Origin of the sequence: Sulfitobacter sp. BSw21498 (genome assembly GCF_006064855.1) — a bacterium.
GTDB lineage: Bacteria > Pseudomonadota > Alphaproteobacteria > Rhodobacterales > Rhodobacteraceae > Sulfitobacter.
The window spans coordinates 2,258,838-2,277,114 of record NZ_CP040753.1 but is presented as its reverse complement, the minus strand read 5'-3'; the positions used below and the strand labels follow the sequence as shown (position 1 = coordinate 2,277,114).

At 59.5% G+C, this 18,277-nt stretch carries 20 protein-coding genes; 11 read left to right on the top strand and 9 right to left on the bottom strand.

The window, feature by feature from the left end; all coding sequences use genetic code 11:
* Positions 1-21 precede the first annotated feature (21 nt).
* The 3 genes from E5180_RS11035 (at position 22) to E5180_RS11025 (ending at position 2,413) form a co-directional block, all read left to right on the top strand.
* Positions 22-747, top strand: a complete 726-nt coding sequence (locus tag E5180_RS11035; protein WP_138924421.1) for an energy-coupling factor ABC transporter ATP-binding protein — start codon at positions 22-24, stop codon at positions 745-747.
* Entirely contained in the window at positions 722-1,318 is a 597-nt protein-coding gene (locus E5180_RS11030; RefSeq protein ID WP_138924420.1) for an energy-coupling factor transporter transmembrane component T family protein, read from the top strand. Before E5180_RS11035 ends, E5180_RS11030 begins: the two co-directional genes overlap by 26 nt.
* Positions 1,319-1,420: 102 nt before the next feature.
* A complete protein-coding gene (locus tag E5180_RS11025; protein WP_138924419.1) occupies positions 1,421-2,413 on the top strand; it encodes an NAD(P)H-quinone oxidoreductase in 993 nt (330 codons plus the stop codon).
* A 68-nt stretch (positions 2,414-2,481) separates the two neighbouring features.
* Here the strand turns inward: E5180_RS11025 and E5180_RS11020 are convergent, their stop codons facing one another.
* Both E5180_RS11020 and E5180_RS11015 read right to left on the bottom strand, forming a co-directional pair.
* Complete coding sequence (locus E5180_RS11020; protein ID WP_138924418.1) at positions 2,482-5,031, bottom strand: hybrid sensor histidine kinase/response regulator; 2,550 nt, start codon at positions 5,029-5,031, stop codon at positions 2,482-2,484.
* 18 nt (positions 5,032-5,049) lie between these two features.
* Positions 5,050-5,529, bottom strand: coding sequence for a molybdopterin-dependent oxidoreductase (locus tag E5180_RS11015; protein ID WP_138924417.1), 480 nt, complete (start codon positions 5,527-5,529; stop codon positions 5,050-5,052).
* 213 nt (positions 5,530-5,742) lie between these two features.
* Here E5180_RS11015 and E5180_RS11010 point away from each other — a divergent pair, with 213 nt between their 5' ends.
* A complete protein-coding gene (locus E5180_RS11010) occupies positions 5,743-6,363 on the top strand; it encodes a response regulator transcription factor (RefSeq protein WP_138924416.1) in 621 nt (206 codons plus the stop codon).
* On the opposite strand, the gene E5180_RS11005 is transcribed toward E5180_RS11010, so the two are convergent.
* Positions 6,356-7,000: a ribonuclease T2 family protein gene (locus E5180_RS11005; RefSeq protein WP_138924415.1), complete on the bottom strand. Its 645-nt coding sequence runs from the start codon at positions 6,998-7,000 to the stop codon at positions 6,356-6,358. The genes E5180_RS11010 and E5180_RS11005 overlap by 8 nt on opposite strands.
* A gap of 127 nt (positions 7,001-7,127) precedes the next feature.
* On the opposite strand from E5180_RS11005, the gene E5180_RS11000 reads away from it, so the two are divergent.
* The 4 genes from E5180_RS11000 to aspS all read left to right on the top strand — a co-directional run bounded on the left by E5180_RS11000 (position 7,128) and on the right by aspS (position 12,572).
* Entirely contained in the window at positions 7,128-7,889 is a 762-nt protein-coding gene (locus tag E5180_RS11000; RefSeq protein ID WP_138924414.1) for a DUF1013 domain-containing protein, read from the top strand.
* A gap of 109 nt (positions 7,890-7,998) precedes the next feature.
* Complete coding sequence (locus tag E5180_RS10995) at positions 7,999-9,102, top strand: endonuclease/exonuclease/phosphatase family protein (RefSeq protein ID WP_138924413.1); 1,104 nt, start codon at positions 7,999-8,001, stop codon at positions 9,100-9,102.
* Between the two features lie 246 nt (positions 9,103-9,348).
* Positions 9,349-10,527: a type III PLP-dependent enzyme gene (locus E5180_RS10990; protein WP_138924412.1), complete on the top strand. Its 1,179-nt coding sequence runs from the start codon at positions 9,349-9,351 to the stop codon at positions 10,525-10,527.
* Positions 10,528-10,721: 194 nt separating this feature from the next.
* Entirely contained in the window at positions 10,722-12,572 is a 1,851-nt protein-coding gene (aspS, locus tag E5180_RS10985) for an aspartate--tRNA ligase (RefSeq protein ID WP_138924411.1), read from the top strand.
* 74 nt (positions 12,573-12,646) lie between these two features.
* On the opposite strand, the gene E5180_RS10980 is transcribed toward aspS, so the two are convergent.
* Entirely contained in the window at positions 12,647-13,123 is a 477-nt protein-coding gene (locus tag E5180_RS10980; protein WP_138924410.1) for a hemerythrin domain-containing protein, read from the bottom strand.
* A 78-nt stretch (positions 13,124-13,201) separates the two neighbouring features.
* Complete coding sequence (locus tag E5180_RS15955; protein WP_254700457.1) at positions 13,202-13,363, bottom strand: hypothetical protein; 162 nt, start codon at positions 13,361-13,363, stop codon at positions 13,202-13,204.
* A gap of 165 nt (positions 13,364-13,528) precedes the next feature.
* On the opposite strand from E5180_RS15955, the gene E5180_RS10970 reads away from it, so the two are divergent.
* Positions 13,529-14,254, top strand: a complete 726-nt coding sequence (locus E5180_RS10970; protein ID WP_138924409.1) for a GNAT family N-acetyltransferase — start codon at positions 13,529-13,531, stop codon at positions 14,252-14,254.
* A gap of 10 nt (positions 14,255-14,264) precedes the next feature.
* Here E5180_RS10970 and E5180_RS10965 read toward each other — a convergent pair whose 3' ends face one another.
* The gene (locus tag E5180_RS10965; RefSeq protein WP_138924408.1) at positions 14,265-14,984 is read right to left on the bottom strand and encodes a response regulator; all 720 of its coding nucleotides are present in this window, start codon (positions 14,982-14,984) and stop codon (positions 14,265-14,267) included.
* A 135-nt stretch (positions 14,985-15,119) separates the two neighbouring features.
* On the opposite strand from E5180_RS10965, the gene mce reads away from it, so the two are divergent.
* On the top strand, positions 15,120-15,524 hold the full coding sequence (gene mce, locus E5180_RS10960) for a methylmalonyl-CoA epimerase (protein WP_138925195.1): 405 nt from the start codon (positions 15,120-15,122) through the stop codon (positions 15,522-15,524).
* A gap of 2 nt (positions 15,525-15,526) precedes the next feature.
* On the top strand, positions 15,527-15,820 hold the full coding sequence (locus E5180_RS10955; RefSeq protein ID WP_138924407.1) for a DUF1467 family protein: 294 nt from the start codon (positions 15,527-15,529) through the stop codon (positions 15,818-15,820).
* Here E5180_RS10955 and E5180_RS10950 read toward each other — a convergent pair.
* Genes E5180_RS10950 through E5180_RS10940 form a run of 3 tightly spaced genes read right to left on the bottom strand, consistent with a single transcriptional unit; the run spans position 15,753 to position 18,168 of the window.
* Complete coding sequence (locus tag E5180_RS10950) at positions 15,753-16,487, bottom strand: EI24 domain-containing protein (RefSeq protein WP_138924406.1); 735 nt, start codon at positions 16,485-16,487, stop codon at positions 15,753-15,755. The genes E5180_RS10955 and E5180_RS10950 overlap by 68 nt on opposite strands.
* Positions 16,478-17,050, bottom strand: a complete 573-nt coding sequence (locus tag E5180_RS10945) for a nitroreductase family protein (protein ID WP_138924405.1) — start codon at positions 17,048-17,050, stop codon at positions 16,478-16,480. The genes E5180_RS10950 and E5180_RS10945 overlap by 10 nt, the downstream gene beginning before the upstream one ends.
* An 11-nt stretch (positions 17,051-17,061) precedes the next feature.
* Complete coding sequence (locus tag E5180_RS10940; protein WP_138924404.1) at positions 17,062-18,168, bottom strand: class II histone deacetylase; 1,107 nt, start codon at positions 18,166-18,168, stop codon at positions 17,062-17,064.
* Positions 18,169-18,277 lie beyond the last annotated feature (109 nt).

Genomic DNA, 18,277 nt, shown 5'->3' with positions numbered 1-18,277 from the left:
GGCTAGTTGGTATTCACACACATGCAACCGTTTCTGATTGATCTCGATGACGTCACCTACACGCCTGACGGCGTCAATGTGCTGTGTGATGTGACACTGCGAGCCTCCGAGCGGCGGATAGGTATCGTGGGGCGCAACGGGTCGGGTAAGACATCTCTTGCGCGGGTGTTGGCGGGGCTGGTGGCACCGTCGTCGGGCAAGCTGCGGATCAACGGGGTGGATGTGGTCAAGGATCGCAAGGCCGCGCTGCGTCAGGTCGGTATCCTGTTCCAGAACCCCGATCACCAGATTATTTTTCCCACAGTCGAGGAAGAGATCAGCTTTGGTCTGACGCAGCTAAAGCAATCACCGAAAGAGGCGGCGCAGAAAACGGCAGATATCCTCGCCGGCTTTAACCGTAGCCATTGGGCCAAGGCGGCGATTCATCAGCTATCGCAGGGGCAGCGGCAACTTGTTTGTCTGATGTCGATCCTCGCCATGGAGCCGCGTTTGATCATCCTCGACGAACCGTTTGCGGGGCTCGATATCCCGACGATGCTGCATCTGACGTGGGTATTGCACGCGGTAGAGGCGCATCTGATTCACATCACCCATGATCCCGCGCATCTTGCCACCTATGACCGGATGGTCTGGATTGATCAGGGGCGGATTGTGCAGGACGGGACGGTGCCGGACGTGACCGACACCTTTGTGGCAAAGATGCATGATATCGGGGAAAGCGATGATTTCACTCACCTCACCGGTTGAGACTCGCGCCCACGGTTGGCCCGCGGGGGCCAAGCTGGCGGCGCTTTGTATCGCAACGATGGGGCTGTTCAGCCTGACCTATCCTGCGCTTCAGGCGGCGGCACTGGCGCTGACCCTGCTGCTTTACGCGTTGCCGGGGTGGCGCTTTTTCAAGGTCGGACTGTCGCGGCTGCGGGTGTTGTTGCCGTTCGTCGTGCTGATCATGGTATGGCACATCATCACCAACGACGTCATGGCGGGCGCGACAATTACCCTGCGGATGATGACGGCGGTGGCGCTAGCCAATCTGGTGACGATGACGACAAAGCTGGCGCAGATGGTGGCGGTGGTGACATGGTTGACCACACCGCTGCGCCGCCTGGGCATCCAAACCCGCGCCATCGAACTGGGCATCGCTCTGGTGATCCGCTTTACACCCGTGCTGGCACAAAAAGGTCAGTTGCTGGCGCAGTCTTGGCGCGCGCGGTCGACCAAACGGGTCGGCTGGCGGATGATCATTCCGTTTGCTGTGCTGGCAATTGATGACGCTGAACATGTGGCCGAGGCGCTGCGCGCCCGCGGTGGGTTGTGACGCGGAACACCGTGCCGGCCTGACGTCTGTCAGTTCGCATTGTATGCCGCGAAATCCGTGCCTATGGTGCGGCAACGCAGATTTACGGAGGAGACGTAGACAATGACAGACACAATGCGCGCGATAGAAATCACCAAAGCGGGTGGTCCCGAAGTGCTTCAGCCGACAGACCGGCCGATGCCGCAGCCAGCCCACGGGCAGGTTGTGATCAAGGTGGCGTATGCCGGTGTGAACCGCCCCGATGCGCTGCAACGCGCTGGCATGTACGCACCGCCCCCCACCGCCAGCGATCTGCCGGGCCTTGAAGCGTCGGGCGAGGTGTTCGCGGTAGGCGAAGGCGTTAGCGGTCTGGCCGTGGGCGACAAGGTTTGCGCATTGCTGCCCGGTGGTGGCTATGCGGAATATGTCGCAACGCCCGCCGCCCATTGTCTGCCCGTGCCCAAAGGCATGAGCATGAAAGAAGCCGCCTGCCTGCCCGAAACCTTCTTTACGGTCTGGTCCAACGTGTTCATGCGCGGCGGTCTGAAAGCGGGCGAGCGTTTCTTGGTGCACGGCGGGTCGTCGGGCATCGGGACGACAGCGATCCAGCTGGCACGCGAATTCGGCGCACGGGTCTTCGCCACGGCGGGCACAGACAGCAAGTGTGACGCCTGTGCGAAACTGGGGGCCGAGGCCGCGATCAACTACCGCGACACGGATTTCGTTGACGTGCTGAAAGCCGAAGGCGGCGCGGATCTGATCCTTGATATGGTCGGTGGCGATTACATCCCGCGCAACCTTCAGGCGCTGGCCGAGGACGGTCGCCTTGTGCAGATCGCTTTCCTTAGCGGACCGAAGGTAGAGGTGAACTTTGCCACGCTGATGACACGCCGTCTGACGATGACAGGCAGCACCCTGCGTCCGCAAAGCGATCTGGCCAAGGCCAAGATCGCCGAAGAACTGCGCGAAAAGGTCTGGCCGCTGCTGGACGCGGGCAAGATATCTCCGGTGATGGACAGCGAATATGCCTTCGAGAACGCAAGCGAGGCCCACGCCCGCATGGAAACGAGCGGCCATATCGGCAAGATCGTGTTGAAAGTTGACGCCAACGCGTAACCGGCAAGCAATGAGATATAGCAAAAGGGCGTTCTGATATCAGGGCGCCCTTTGTCGTTCAGGGGGCGTTACGCCGACAGGCGCGCTTCCCAAGCATCAAGGGTTTCGGCCCAGGCGGCAGGGACTTTGGTAACCTGGTCGCGGGCTTTCTGGACGTCGCCCAGTTTGCAGTCATTCTCTATTGTGGCAAGAAGGGCGTGCAGACGTTCTGCCCCGAACATCCCGCAAAGCCCGGCAAGGTCGTGGGTCTTGCGTTGCAATTCGTCACCGTCTTGGGCAGAGGCGAGCGGGGGCAACTGCCCCTCAATCCGTTGGCGCAGGTCGCCGATCCGGTCGGCAAGTTTCTCAGGTCCCAGAAGCTCGAATAATTCGTCAACCTGATGGCTGTTCAGCACCGGACGCAGCGGCGGGGTCTGTGCGTCATTCGGCGTTGATAGCGCCAAAGCGGCGGGCTGTACCAGTTCGCTAAGCGCGGTTTTCAGGGTCTGGGTGTTGATGGGCTTTTGCAAAAATCCGGTCATGCCGCCGGCCGTAAAGGCGGCGCGTTCATTGGGCAGGGCATGGGCGGTGACGGCCATGATCGGGGTGTTGGCATTGGGGCCTTCGCCTTGCAAAATCACCTGTGTCGCCTGAATCCCGCTGATCCCCGGCATGGAAATATCCATCAAGATCGCGTCGAAACGGTGCTCTGCCGCGCGGTCGATACCCTCTTGGCCGCTGTCGGCAAGCATGACCGTGTGACCCAGACGGGCCAGCATTGCCTTGAGCAGGTCGCGGTTGATTTCATTGTCATCGACAACAAGCAGGGTCATCGCTGGCATGTCTTCGCACTCAAGCGGCAGGGGGGCCACGGGCAGCGGTGTTTCCGTTGCAGTGAATTTCGCCGGCAGCCGCACAATAAAACGCGCCCCTTTACCAACTTCCGAGACGCAGGTGATGGTGCCGCCCAGCCGGTGCACTAGGCGCCGCACGATGCCCAAGCCCAGCCCGGTGCCCCCTGTGCGCCGCTCGTACCGACTGTCGAGCGATACGTAATCTTCAAAGATGCGTTTCAGGTCGTGGGGTGGGATACCGGGGCCATTATCGGCCACTTCGATGTGCAAAATCGGTACTTCGGCGTCTTCCATGTCATAGGACGCGCTCAGCACAATGTCGTCGTCGGGGCTGAATTTGATCGCGTTGCTGATCAGGTTGGCCAGAATTTGCTGCACGGCACGCAGGTCGGTCAGGATCGGCGTATCCGTCAGCCCGTCTTGATCCAGATGCAGCCGCGTGTCCGAAGTTCGCGCCAGGGGCGTCATGGTGTTGATCATACCCGAGGTCAGCGCGACCATATCGCTGGCTTGCAATTCATGCGCGTTGGTCTCGGCTTCGCTGCGTTCGATCGCCAGCACGTCGTCGATATGGCCGAGCAGGATGTCACCGGATTTCAGCGCGGCCTCCACGTAGTTGCGCTGCTCTGCGTCCAGCCGGTCGTCATGCAGCAGGTGGATTGCAGACAGGATTCCGTTCAGCGGCGTGCGCATCTCGTGGCTCATCATCGCGAAAAAGCGGGATTTTTCCTGATAGGCATCCAGCGCTTCGTCGCGGGCGCGGATGATTTCCTGCTCTTTTTGGAGCTTGTCGGTGATGTCGCGGATGTAGGTCACAAAAACCGGTGCGTCGTTCGACCGTGCCAAGGACACGGACAGTTCGACAGGAAAAATCCGACCCTTGCCGTCGACCATCTTTGTTTCGTGACGGCCTGTTTCTGCCAGTCGCGTTTTACCCGTGGCGTTGAAATGCGCGATGTTGTCCCGCTGGCGGTTGCGCAATTCGGGCGGGACCAGCAGTTCGATATAGCTGCGCCCCAGCGCGTGATCGCGCGAGATGCTAAAGACTTCTTCGGCGGAGCCGTTGAAATCGATGATCTCGCCATCGACAGACAGAACCATCACCGCGTCAAGCGACGCCCGCAGCATGGTTTCAAGTTGCGAGTGATTGCGTTCGACCTCGCGCGAGGCGCGGTTCAGGGTGATGGTCTGGCGCGACAGCCGGAGGATCGCCCCCAGCAGCGCGATGGTCACTGTCACCACGATCACCAGAAGGATTTCGATGAGCTGGGCGATCTCCTTGCGCTCGGCCTCTGCGGCTTTGGCGGCAAAGGTGATAGAGGCGAGGCCGATATTGCGGGGCAGGTTTTCTATGCTGCGCAGCGCGTCGGAGAGAGCCGAAAGGCCGGAAAAGAGCGTCGCGTCACCACCGTCAATCAGGGGTATCTGCGTATCCAGAACCGCCTGAATTTCCCGAATTTCGCGGGTCAGGTCGCCGCTTTGCTGCACGCGTTCAGCGACCTCGGTCCGGCTGTAGAAGATATCAAAACGTTTGCGCAGGTTGGCCAGATCGCTTTCGTCGCCCGAGCGCGCCGGTTCGACCGCGCCATTCAGTTTGAGGAAATCGATTTCAAGCTGCGAGAACACCCATTCGGCATGGTCCTGCTGCGCGCCGTCAAGCGCACGCACACGGTCCCAAACGTTGAACGCAAGATAGCCAGCCAGCAAGATGCCAACCATCAGCGCCAGGGCGAGAACGTATCTTACCCTGCTGCGCTGCGGGCCGTGGTGCATCAAATCGGCCATGGTGATCTTGCCTTGCGTTTATTTGATCGCCAGCCGGTTCAACTGCCAGATAGAGCGGCTATAGATCGTCTCTGTCTGGTACTTTACGTCGCTGTCATAGGGATAGACAATCCACAGCGGGCCTTTGCCACGGCGCGACATTTCCTTGTCGTTGTTGGCGTAGGCAATGATCGGGCCATCCAACACGGCATCCTCAATCGGGATTTCAATGGCATAGTCATTGATCGCGGTCGCCTCGATCATGCCTTCGCTCACCTCTAGTGTATCAAGCAAATCCTTGAGCGAGACACCCTGAAAGGTCTGGGCACCCTCGGTCCAGATGGTTTCGGTCGTAAAGCTGGAAGAGGGCAGTTCTTTCAGCTGCTCCATCGTGTAGCTTTGTTCCACGTCGCCAGCTGTGACCGTCAAAACGGCTTCTTCTTGGGCGCTAACAGCAGTGGCCAATGCGATGCCGCACAATGCGGTGGTGATCGTTTTGGTAAAAGCGTGAAATGTCATAACTCGGTATCCTTCCCCTGTGTTGTACCATCAACCTTAGGTTAACGTGCTTAGTGGCGCGACGAAGATTAAGGGTATTTTAACTATACGAAGGTATAGTCGCAAAAAATTTGACACAGTTTTCCTATCCTCATGTTTCCTATTCTTCGCCTTAAAGTTGGTCTACAAATACTTAAGCAGCACTGAGGTGGTGATGAGGGAAGGGACGAATAGATGGCATTACGGATACTGATAGCAGACGATCACGATATGGTTCGGGAAACGATTGCAATGTTTCTGGACGCAGATGGCGAGACAGAGACAGTTGCTGCATGCGATTTGCCCGAAGCAATGGCCAAGATCGAAGCGGATGGGCCGTTCGATTTGGTCCTGCTTGATTATACCATGCCGGGCATGAAGGGGCTTGAGGCGCTGCCGAAGGTGATGAAAGCCAATGAAGACAAGCCGGTCGGGCTCATTTCGGGCACAGCGACGCGGCTGATTGCAGAACAGGCGCTGGCGATGGGGGCGATCGGGTTCCTGCCCAAGACGTTGCCTGCGAAGTCACTGGTCAACGCGGTTCGCTTTATGGCCGCGGGCGAGATTTACGCACCGGTGAACTTTATGTCCGGCAAGGATGACCCCGAAGAAACAGACTTTGAAAAAGCGCTGTCAGAGCGGGAGCGTCAGGTTTTGCGTGGTTTGATGGAGGCGAAATCGAACAAGGAAATCGCCCGCGATCTGGAGCTGCAAGAGGTCACGATCAAGCTGCACGTCAAGACCCTGTGCCGCAAGCTGGACGCCCGCAACCGTACCGACGCCGCAATGATTGCCCGCAACGCGGGCTTTATCTGATCGGGGTAAACAGCGCGTCATCCAGCGTGCAATCCTTGATCACGTCACGTCCGCAGGGCACGGGCTTTAGCGTTTTGGAGAGGCACAGGCGGACCTCTTGAATGTAGCCGCTTTTGCAGGTGACGGTGACGCCATCAGGCTCCATCGTCGGATTGGCTTTCAGGAATGCCTCTTCCACGACAGAGGCAGGTAGGCGGATGTCGTCCGTGATCTTGCGAAAGACGGCGGGGCGGGTCACGGCCTCGTAGGCCTTTCGGGACAGATCGAAATATCCGGCGGCGGGCAGGCCGGTACAGCTGCCGTGTTTCTTCCATTGATGCCATGCCAGACCGGGCGTTCCCATGATGTCAGCCATCGCAGCGGTCATGCTGCGGGCAGGTGGGCGTTCAGCGGTGCGGCAATAGGATGGAAACCCCCGATGTAACTGCGGCCAGAGACCGTGCATGATCCAGCCGTGATCGTGGCGCGCGTCGCATTGCGCGGAATTGCGCGCATTGCCTTCCAGCGCACACCAGTTCGGCGACCAGCTGAGCGCGAGCACGTAATAGTCGAATTCCCCCGCGATTTCGCCCTTTGCCACCGCAGGGCGGGGCATCGGGGCCAGCAGGAGGAGGAGGCATAGGATCAGCAATCGCATTCAGGTCTTCCCTTATTTTGCTTGGCTGAGTATAAGGCGTTCAAGTTCCCCCACAATGGAAACCGTTCTGCCCCGCAGGACAGCCTATTTCAGGCGACGGGGAAGGTGCGTTTAAGGAGAGACCGAGATGGCAAAACCGATTATGGCCCGCGCCACTGCCGTATGGCTGGTGGATAACACAACCTTGAGCTTCAAGCAGATCGCGGATTTCGTCGAGATGCACGAGCTTGAAGTGCAGGGCATCGCGGATGGTGACGTGGCACAAGGTGTGAAGGGCTTTGACCCGATTGCCAATAACCAGCTGACCGAAGAAGAGATCGAAAAGGGTCAGGCAAGCCCAATGCACAAGCTCAAGCTCAAGTTCAACGCTTCGGCTCAGGGCGAAGAGAAACGTCGCGGCCCGCGCTACACGCCGCTGTCCAAACGCCAGGACCGTCCGGCGTCGATCTACTGGTTGGTTAAATTCCACCCTGAACTGTCCGACGGACAGATCAGCAAGCTGGTCGGCACCACCAAGCCGACGATCCAAGCGATCCGCGAGCGGACCCACTGGAACATTGCAAACATCCAGCCGATTGATCCCGTGGCGCTGGGGCTGTGCAAACAGTCCGAACTGGATGCTGCCGTCCAGAAAGCCGCTGCCAAGAAAGCTGCGGAAGGCGGCCTGATGAGCGATGACGAACGCCGTCGTCTGGTCAGCACCGAGCAATCGCTTGGCATGGAAACCGACCCTAAGATGCCATCGGCCATCGAAGGTCTGGAAACATTCACGCTGTCCGGCAACCCTGCGGATGACGACGATAAAGATCACGGCGACTACTCTGACGCCGACAGTTTCTTCAAGCTGCCCGAGGGTGGCAATGACGAAGATGAAGACGAAGACAAGTAATTCGGTTCCGCCCTCGCGGCGTATTCGGAACAATTCCGCCTAATCTCGTGTTGGGCTAGGGACGTAGGGCAATCGCTCTGCGTCCCTTTTCTTGATTTAGGGGGCATGGATGCTGGCAACGATATTACTCAGTCTATTTTGGGGCGTTGTTGCGATCATTGCCGTGGTCAGCGTTCTTCCTTTCAGCAAGATACCCCATGGTGCCATCCGGGGCATGGCGTTCCCGCGTGAACAGCTGTTTATCCTCACCGCCGTTTTGGCTGTCGGGGCGCTTTTCTGGCTTGCGCCCGAGCCGCGCAATTATGCCCTGGCGATCCTTGCGATAATCGCCGCGATCCACACCGGATACATCCTGAAATTCACGCCGCTTTGGCCGCGCCAGTCGGTTGATGCTACCCCTGAACAGGCTGCGGATGAACGCAATCGCGTGACGATCCTGGCGTCAAACGTGAAGCAATCAAACCGGCAGTATCATCGGCTCGTCGATCTGATCCGTAAGGAAGACCCCGATGTCGCCACGGCGCTTGAGGTCGATCCGGAATGGGTTGATGCCCTGTATGACGGGTTGCACGATCAGTATCCCCATTGGGTGAAGGTGCCCAAAGACAATTCCTATGGCGTGGTGCTGATGTCCAAGATGGTGTTGTCAGAGACGCAGGTCCGCGACTTGCTGGTCGACGATGTGCCGTCCATCCGTACGAAAGTCGCGATGCCGTCTGGTCGGGTCTGGCGCTTGTATATCGTCCACCCCGAGCCACCTGTGCCCAACCACGATACAAAGGGGCGCGACGGTGAGATTGCACTAGTCGGGATCGAGGCCAGCAAGGATGACGTGCCCGCCATCGTGACCGGCGATCTTAATGACGTCGCCTGGTCCACCACCACCCGTCGCTTTCAGCGCTTGTCGGGCCTGCTGGACCCGCGTGTCGGGCGGGGGTTCTACAACACCTTCCACGCCGGTATCGTCATCATGCGCTGGCCACTTGACCATCTGTTCCACGATGCAGAGTTTCGCCTGATCCGCATGTCGCGCCTGCCCAACATCGGGTCCGACCACTTTCCGATCCTGTTCTCGCTTGCGTTGACGGATGTTCCGGAGGCGAATTCCACACCCGAGCAAAGCGATGCAGAAGAACGCGCCGAGGTGCGGGAAATGGCGGACGAGGAGCGCGAAAAGGACCGCGAAGCCATCGGCACGGACTGGGAAAAGTAACCCCGGTCCGTCCCGACCTTTGGGCACACAGCGCCTTGCGTGCCCACCTGAATAATCAATTGTCGTATCAAGAATTTTACCACTTGCGCGAATCTGAAAACAGCGTAAATGCGCGTTTACAGACGCCAACGCACGCGCCTCTGGCCGGTTCGTCTGTCTGTGGATCGACCCCGCGCCTATGCAGCGACGGTAACGTCTCTTGAAACGACATGTTAGGGTACTCCCGCCCTTCCTTGCTCTTTGGAGATGACCATGAACGCCACAGCTACCGCCACCGTGAACACATCCGCAGCATCGACCTATGACGAAGCGGCTGATTACATCTGGAACAACAGCTTCGACAAACCGACCCTCGTCATCAGCCGCGCCCGCGTGGGTGTGCAATATGACGCGCTTCAGGCGGGCTTGGGCGATGCCCGCATCCATTATGCGGTCAAGGCAAACCCTGCGCCGGAAGTGATCCGTATGCTGGTCGAACGGGGTTCGGGATTTGATGCGGCGTCGCGTCAGGAAATCGAACTGTGCTTGTCCCAAGGGGCGGACCCTGCAAAGATCTCTTTCGGGAATACGATTAAACGTGGCGTGGACATTGCGTTTGCCCATTCCATCGGTGTGACCATGTTCGCCGCCGACTGCGAGGCTGAGCTCGACAAAATCGCAGAGCACGCCCCCGGCGCACGGGTCTATATCCGTCTGATCGTCGAAAACTCGATGGCTGACTGGCCGCTGACCCGTAAATTCGGCTGCGCAGGCTCGTTGTTGCCAAGCCTGCTTGACTACAGCAAGGCTGTCGGCCTCGTGCCTTATGGCCTGTCCTTCCACGTTGGTTCGCAAACCCGTCGGGCGGAATACTGGCACCCTGTTCTGGATCAGGTTGCACCCCTTTGGCACGCGGCGAAAGAAGCGGGTCATGACCTGCAGTTGCTGAATATCGGTGGTGGTTTCCCTGCCTATCACGGTGACCCCGTTGATGCGCCTCGCGGCTATGCCGCTGCCGTTGTCGGTGCTGTCAACGAACGCTTTGGCGATATTCCGGTTCTTATGGCAGAACCGGGCCGGGGCATGGTGGCCGAAGCAGGGCATATTGCAGCCGAAGTGCTGCTGGTGTCGCGCAAATCGGCAGAGGCCGCCCGCCGCTGGGTCTATCTGGACATCGGGCGTTTTTCGGGTCTGGCCGAAACCGAAGGCGAGGCGATCCGCTATGAGTTCGTGACCCCGCATGACGGCAAACCCACAGGGCCTTGCGTGCTGGCCGGCCCCTCGTGCGACTCCGCCGATGTGCTTTATGAAAAGAATCCGGTTGACCTTCCACTTGACCTAAGGGACGGTGACAAAGTCATGATCAAGAACTGCGGCGCTTACACAAGCTCGTACAGTTCGGTCGGCTTTAACGGGTTTCCGCCGCTTGATGTACTGGTCCTGTAAGAGGATCATCACCGTCGCGCGGGAAGGGCCGTCTGCTTTGGGAGGAGCAGGCGGCCCATCTATTTTCCGCAGTGCCGTTTTTGAAGGGCTGTTTTGCCCCCGGTTTGTGCCGTTTTCACGGGAAACTCTTGACTTTCGCGGTCTCAAACGGTGTACCTGCCCCGAACAATTCTAGCCCTCGAAAGGGACCCGTCATGCACGCATATCGCAGCCATACATGCGCCGATCTGAGCAAGGAAAACGTTGGCGACAAGGTGCGCCTGTCCGGGTGGGTGCACCGTGTGCGCGACCACGGCGGTATCCTGTTTATCGATTTGCGCGACCACTACGGTATCACCCAAGTGCTGTGCGACCCCGATTCCCCCGTTTTTGCGGATGTGGAAAAGGTGCGTTCCGAATGGTGTATCCGCATTGATGGCGAAGTGAAGGCGCGGGCCGATGATCTGGTGAACGCCAAGATCCCGACCGGCGAAATCGAAGTGTTCGTGCGCGACATCGAAGTGCTTGGCCCGTCGAAAGAGCTGCCTTTGCAGGTGTTTGGCGATCAGGAATACCCCGAGGAAACGCGCCTGCGCTATCGCTACCTCGATCTGCGTCGTGAAAAGATGCAAAACAACATGGTGCTGCGGTCTGACGTTGTGTCGTCGATCCGCAAACGCATGTGGGACCGGAAATTCAAAGAATTCCAGACGCCGATCATCACTGCGTCGTCCCCCGAAGGCGCGCGCGACTTTCTTGTACCGTCGCGTCTGCACCCCGGTAAATTCTATGCGCTGCCACAGGCCCCGCAGCAGTTCAAACAGCTGTTGATGGTCTCGGGCTTTGACAAGTATTTCCAGATCGCGCCGTGCTTCCGTGACGAAGACCCGCGTGCCGACCGCAGCCCGACCGATTTCTACCAGCTCGACCTCGAGATGTCCTTTGTTGAACAGCAAGACGTGTTCGACACCATCCAGCCCGTGCTGACCGGCATTTTCGAAGAGTTCGGTGGCGGAAAAGTCGTGGATCAGGAATGGGCGCAGATATCTTATAAAGACGCGGCGCTGTGGTATGGCTCTGACAAGCCCGATCTGCGGAACCCGATCAAAATGCAGATCGTCAGCGACCATTTCGCCGGTTCGGGCTTTGCCATCTTTGCCAAGCTGCTTGAGCAGGAAGGCACCGAAATCCGCGCCATCCCCGCGCCCAAAGGCGGCAGCCGCAAATTCTGTGATCGCATGAACGCGTTCGCGCAAAAAGAGGGTCTGCCCGGCATGGGCTATATCTTCTGGCGCGAGAAAACCGCCGATAGCGTCGCACAAGAGCTGGGCATCACTGTGAAAGAGGCCCAGGCCAAGCTGAAAGCCGGCGAAGTCGAAGGCGGCATGGAAGCGGCAGGCCCGCTGGCCAAGAACATTGGCCCCGAACGGACCGAAGCGATCCGCCAGCAGCTGGGTCTGACCGTCGGCGATGCCGCGTTCTTCCTTGGCGGCAAACCCAAGTCGTTCGAAGGGGTCGCAGGCCGCGCCCGTAACGTTATCGGTGCCGAGCTGGGTCTGACGGACGAAAACCGTTTTGCCTTTGCCTGGATCGTCGATTTCCCGATCTACGAAAAAGACGAAGAAACCGGCAAGATCGACTTTGAACACAACCCGTTCTCCATGCCGCAAGGCGGGATGGACGCGCTGATGGGCGACCCGCTTGAGGTGCTTGGCTATCAGTATGACCTTGCGTGTAACGGCTATGAATTGGTGTCTGGTGCCATCCGGAACCACAAGCCAGAGATCATGTTCAAGGCGTTCGAGATTGCGGGTTACGGCAAGGACGAAGTTGAAAAGCGGTTCGGCGGCATGGTTAACGCCTTCCAATACGGTGCCCCGCCCCACGGTGGTTGCGCAGCCGGTATCGACCGGATCGTCATGTTGCTGGCAGAAGAGGCGAACATCCGCGAGGTGATCCTGTTCCCGATGAACCAACGCGCCGAAGACCTGATGATGAACGCGCCAAGCGAGCCACAGTCGGATCAATTGATGGAACTGGGTCTGCGGGTCATTCCACAGGACTAAGCGCTTTAGAATATAGTTAAAAAGCCCGCCGTTGAGAGGTCAACGGCGGGCTTTTTCGTTTGGACATGGTCGACCTAGTCTTCCAGACTGTCTTTGCGTTTCTGGGCGATCAGGCCGCGTTCTTCCTTTTTGCGCTGTTCAAAACGTTGGCCGAAGGCGTCGTTATGCTCTTGGCCGATCACGTCTTTTGCGCGTTTGAACACGTCTTCCTCTTCCTCGTCCATGTGGTGCTCATAGTCGTGTTTGAGGGTCTTGAATTTGCTAAGCCAGCCCGACGACGACATATCCGTGTCGTTCAGCTCTTCCATCAGATCGTCCAGCTCTTTGTGTTCCGAGACCGAATGCCGCGCGGCGTCTTGGCCCCATGTTTCGTGGAGCAGCTTGGAATAGAACGTCTCTTCCTCGGCCGCGGCATGGGATTTTACATCCTCATAGAACTCTTTCCACGCGGTCTGCCGCTCTGTGCTGTCGCCCGATGTCTCAGCGATCTTGTTCAGCAGGTCGCGGTGCGTTTCGTGGTCGGCTTTGATTGCGTCATAGATGGATGTCATGGCTTAACCCCCTGGTGCGATTTGTATCGGGGATTAACGCGTGGTGTCCGGCAGGGGTTCCGCACGCGGCACCGGTGGTTAGAAACCGGCGTGGGCCATTTGCACGATCGCATCTGCGCCGCTCGCCCGTGCTTGGGTAAACGCCAAAACAACGATTGCCCCACCCACCACATTCGCCGCAAAGACGGTCCAGTCAAAGCGGGTCTCTTTGATATAGATGCGGCGTAGCTTGGTGAACATATCGTGCCCCCTTGGGATGGATGGCGTGGGTTGGTGCCCGTTGTGGTTGTCACCAAGCTTGCAGGCGTTTGTGGCGAAAGAAGGTCATTTTTGCGCGTCAGATTGGGTAATGTCGTATGACATTCGGGCCTTGGCGGTGGCGGTGCTTGGCCCTAACGTAAGTGTATGAAGCAAGATGACCACCCCCCTGGCCCACTTGGTGCCCCCGTCCCGAATTTCACTGTGCCGCCACGCCCGCCGCGGGCGGTGATGACGGGCCGCTATGCCCAGCTTGAACCGTTGAACGCAGAAGCCCACGCTGCATTGTTGTTTCGCGCCTTCGAGGGGCAGGACCAGCTGTGGCATTACATGTACGACGGGCCGTTTTCATCATCTGCCCAGTTTCATCGCTGGGTCCGAGAGGTCGAAACCAAGGACGATCCGCTGTTCTACGCGATCAAAAACCTCGAGACAGGGCACATCGAAGGGGTGGCCAGCTATCTGCGCATCGCACCAGAGGCAGGGTCGGTAGAGGTCGGGTCAATCACCTACGGGCCGGCGTTGCAACGTACGCGGGCAGCGACGGATGCGATGTATCTGATGATGAAATGGGCGTTCGAGGCCGGATACCGTCGCTATGAATGGAAGTGTAACGCGTTGAACCGGCCGTCGCGCCGCGCGGCACAGCGGTTGGGGTTCAGCTACGAGGGCGTCTTCCGGCAGGCTGCCGTCGCCAAGGGGCGCAACCGTGACACTGCATGGTTTGCCGCGATCGATGCTGAATGGCCCGGCCTGCGCGAAGCGTTCGAAGCGTGGCTTTCCCCCGCCAATTTCGACGCAGAGTGCCAGCAGCGCGAACGTCTGGGCGACCTGACCAGCCTTGTGCGGGTATCAAGCGACCCGTTGACGTGACCCGCCGCAGCTAGATCGCGATCTGGCGTGTCAGCCGTTGGCGCAGCACCGACCGGATCACGCGTTTTTCGTCGGTGGCGGGCAACCCCATGGCACGCCGTTCCGCCAGTGCCGTCGCGGCCTGTTCCAGCGCCGTGTCCTGCGCACTGCGCGCCACGCCTGCCAGAAACTGCGCGACGTAATCCAGCGTCTCTGGCGTACAGGGGCCGGTGAGCACGTCATCCATATGTGCCATATCATCCTGCAGCGCGATATCGTCGGGTTGAACCGTGTCATCGCTGAGCGCAGCGAGGCCCGGTGGGCGGTGATGTGGGGGCAGGGCGGCCAACACGACTTGTTGAAACTGCGACAGCGATTGCAACGGTTTGCTCATGAACCGGTCCGCCCCAGCGGCCAGCGCATCAGCTGCCAGATGGGAGTCGCCCGAAATGGCCAGCAGGGCATCAACGCGGGGCTGCGCGCGGGCCAGTTCTGCAATTAGATCAATGCCGTTTCCGTCGGGCAGCCCCAGATCGGCAATCACGATAGACGGGCGATAGACCTGCAGATGCCGCCGCGCCGCGCGTAGACTGTCAGCCCGCCTGATCCGTGCGCCGGATCGCAAGCACAGCAGCCGCATCGCTTCGCAGGCAAAGCGGCTGTCCTCTATCACCAGCGCGGTAAGGCCCAAAAGCGGGCGGTCGGGCGTGGGGGCGGGCAGGCTTTGGGCCTGATGTTCAAGCGTATCCATGATTCCTCCGTTTATGCCTTATGGGTGATCTAAGGTTAGGCGCGCTTCGCTAATACGGTGTTAACGTGACGCATTGCTCTTGCGGCTTCAGCAGCCCATAAACCGGATCAAATGTTGATTTGAGGGAGAAGAATGATGATCGGTCGCCTAAACCACGTAGCCATCGCCGTGCCGGACCTTGAGGCCGCGGCGGATCAGTACCGCAACGCTTTGGGCGCGAATGTCGGTCCCGCGCAGGACGAGCCCGACCACGGCGTCACGGTGATCTTTATCGAACTGCCCAATACCAAGATCGAATTGCTGTACCCGCTGGGCGAGGACAGCCCGATCAACGGGTTTTTGGAAAAGAACCCTGCCGGTGGTATCCACCACATCTGCTACGAGGTCGACGACATCATCGCCGCGCGGGACCGTCTGACAGAAAGCGGCGCACGCGTTCTGGGCAACGGAGAGCCCAAGATCGGTGCCCACGGCAAGCCGGTGATCTTCCTGCACCCCAAAGACTTTAACGGCGCGCTGGTCGAGCTGGAGCAGGTGTAACCATGGCCGTCATGTCAGGCATCGTTCTGTTCACCGTGATCTGGTCGATGGTCTTTATGATCCTGCTGCCGGTGCGGGTGCAAACCCAAGGGGATCTGGGGCAGATCGTCGAGGGCACCCATGCAGGGGCCCCCGAACATCACCACCTCAAGAAAAAGGCCCTGTGGACCACAGGTATCTCGGTCATTCTCTGGGCGATCATCGCAGGGATCATCCTGTCGGGTTGGTTTACCGTGGCCGATGTAGAACGTCTGTTGCACGGGGCCCCGACGCCAATTGGTGGAACAAATGGGTAAAGGTCGCAGCACCTAAGATCGGAATCACAAGGTTCAACAGCGGCACGGACAAGGGAATCGCCATCAGGAAACCGGCGGCCCAGATCGTAAGCCCATGTTTGCTGCGCAGACGCTTTGCTTCGGTCCGGCCCACCCGTCGGATCGCGGCAAGCGTGAAATATTCGCGCCCCAGCAGAAAGCCGTTCACGCTCCAGAAGATCAGAGGCGCGAAGGGGGCGAACATCAGGTAAAGCACCAGCGCCACGATGTTCACACCGATCAACACCCCCATAAAGTTTACCGTATCGCGCAGCGCATCGCCAAAGGGCACATGCGTGGCGGGCGGCAGATGGGGGTAATGTTCGGCCTCGACGGCATCGGCCACATCATCCAGAAACATTGATGTGATCGCCGAGGCGACGGGCACCATCAGGAACACCGACAGCACCATCAGCAACAGCGCAGCACCCCAGCTGAACAAATCGTCCAGCCAGGACACCTCGCCCAGAACGGGCAGCCAATTGTCTTCTCCGGTCAGCCAGTCGATCAGCCAGACAAAGCCCGCAGACGCGCCGACCAGCAACAGTAGCGCCAATCCGACACCCAGCAGCAGGACGCGGCGAAAGCTTGGATCGCCGACTTGCCTAACCGCCAGCCCGAAGGCGCGAAAAATCTGTGCTATTGCCATGTGGTGATCGCCGCGATGTCGGGGCGCCCGCGTTCGGGTGGGGCGGAGGTTTCGGTGCCGATATGGATGATGCCCGCGATGCGTTCATGTTCCGCGAGGCCGAAAGCCTCGGTCATGAAGCCACGATCATGGCTGACCCAACCGCTCAGCCAGTTCGCGCCCCAGCCCGATGCGAGCGCGGCGTTGACCAGCGACAGACAGACCCCGCCCACGGCATAGGTCTGTTCCAGCGGCGGTATCTTGGGCGACGGCTTTTGCACCTCGACCACAACCACCGCCAGATTGCCCTGATCAAACTGGCCGCGACCTTTCTGGATCTGTTCCGCATCGAGCGCCAAGGCGGTGCCGCGCGCTTCGGCAATGTCGGCTAGACGCGCCATCGCGGGCTTTTCGATCACGATAAAACGCCATGGTTCCAGCATCCCGTGATCTGGCGCACGCGAGGCGACGGTCAGCAGCTCGGTCAGCGTGTCGCGGTCGGGAACTGGTGTGGTCAGCGTCTTTGCAGGGCGCGAACGGCGGGTTTGCAGGAAATGCAGCGCGTCGGGATTTGGTGTCGGCATTGGGGTCTCTCTTATAGGTTCAGCTCTTGCGCCATCGCGTCAATGGACGCGCGCAGGAACGCGTCGAATTTGGGACTGGGCTGGCGGATGCGAAAGTTCTTCGCATGGGGATCTGGCGCTGTGATGTCACTGTCTGCGAGGGCTGCGATTGTGGCGTGGCCACAGAAGGGGACATAGGCCTCTGAATAGCCGCCTTCGTGGACGAGTACCAGCTTGCCGCCACAAAGTTTTTGCGCCGCAGCTTTGATACGATGGGTCATATCGGCAAACGTTTCGGCTGTGGCCTGCATCCGCGCCAGAGGATCGACGATAGAGGCGTCAAAGCCGCAGGCGACGATGATCATGTCGGGCGCGAATGCCTCGAGCGCGGGGATCACGACGCGGTCGAACGCATGCAGATAGGCGGTATGCCCCGACCCCGCATGCAGCGGCAGGTTGATGTTGTAACCCGTCCCGGCCCCGTCGCCCCGATCCGCCAACGCGCCCGTATCAAGCGGGTAGTTGCCTTCCTGATGCAGGGAGATCGTCAGCACATCGTCGCGGTCATAGAAAATCGCTTCCGTGCCGTTGCCGTGATGTACGTCCCAATCCAGAACGGCAACACGGCCCACCAGCCCCTTGGCTTTTGCCGCCTCGATCGCGATGGCGATATTGGCCAGCAAACAGAACCCGTTGGGGAAATCAGGCAGCGCATGGTGTCCGGGGGGACGGCTGAGCGCATAGGCATTGGCCAGATCGCCCTTGGCGACTGCCTCTACCGCGGCGACGGACAGCCCTGCCGAGAGCGCCGCGATCTCGAACCCACCGGCGGCAAAAGGTGTGCGCAGGCCCAGCTCTCCGCCGCCCGCGTCGGATAGACGTTTGAAGTCGTCGAGGTAGGCGGCCGGATGGACACGCAGCAGTTCTTCGCGGGTGGCAAGCGGCGCGCTACGCACGTCCAGCTCTGCCATCAGGCCCGTCACTTCCATCAGGTTGCGCAGGCGGCGTTTGGTTTCGGGGTTTTCGGGCAGGCCACCCGCGGCCAGAGGCTGCACCAAGCCGCCCACAGGCATGGTAAAGGCATAGTTGCCGCCCGCGTGCCAAAAGCACCGTTCATCCATGAAAAAGCCGGTCGTCATGATGTGTCCCCCGAGGTTTCGGGTCAAAGCTGGCCCAACGCCAAAGGATTGTCCATGGGGCAGGGGCCGCAGCCGTGGTGCGGTGCGCGGGGATGAGTATTTGAAAAAA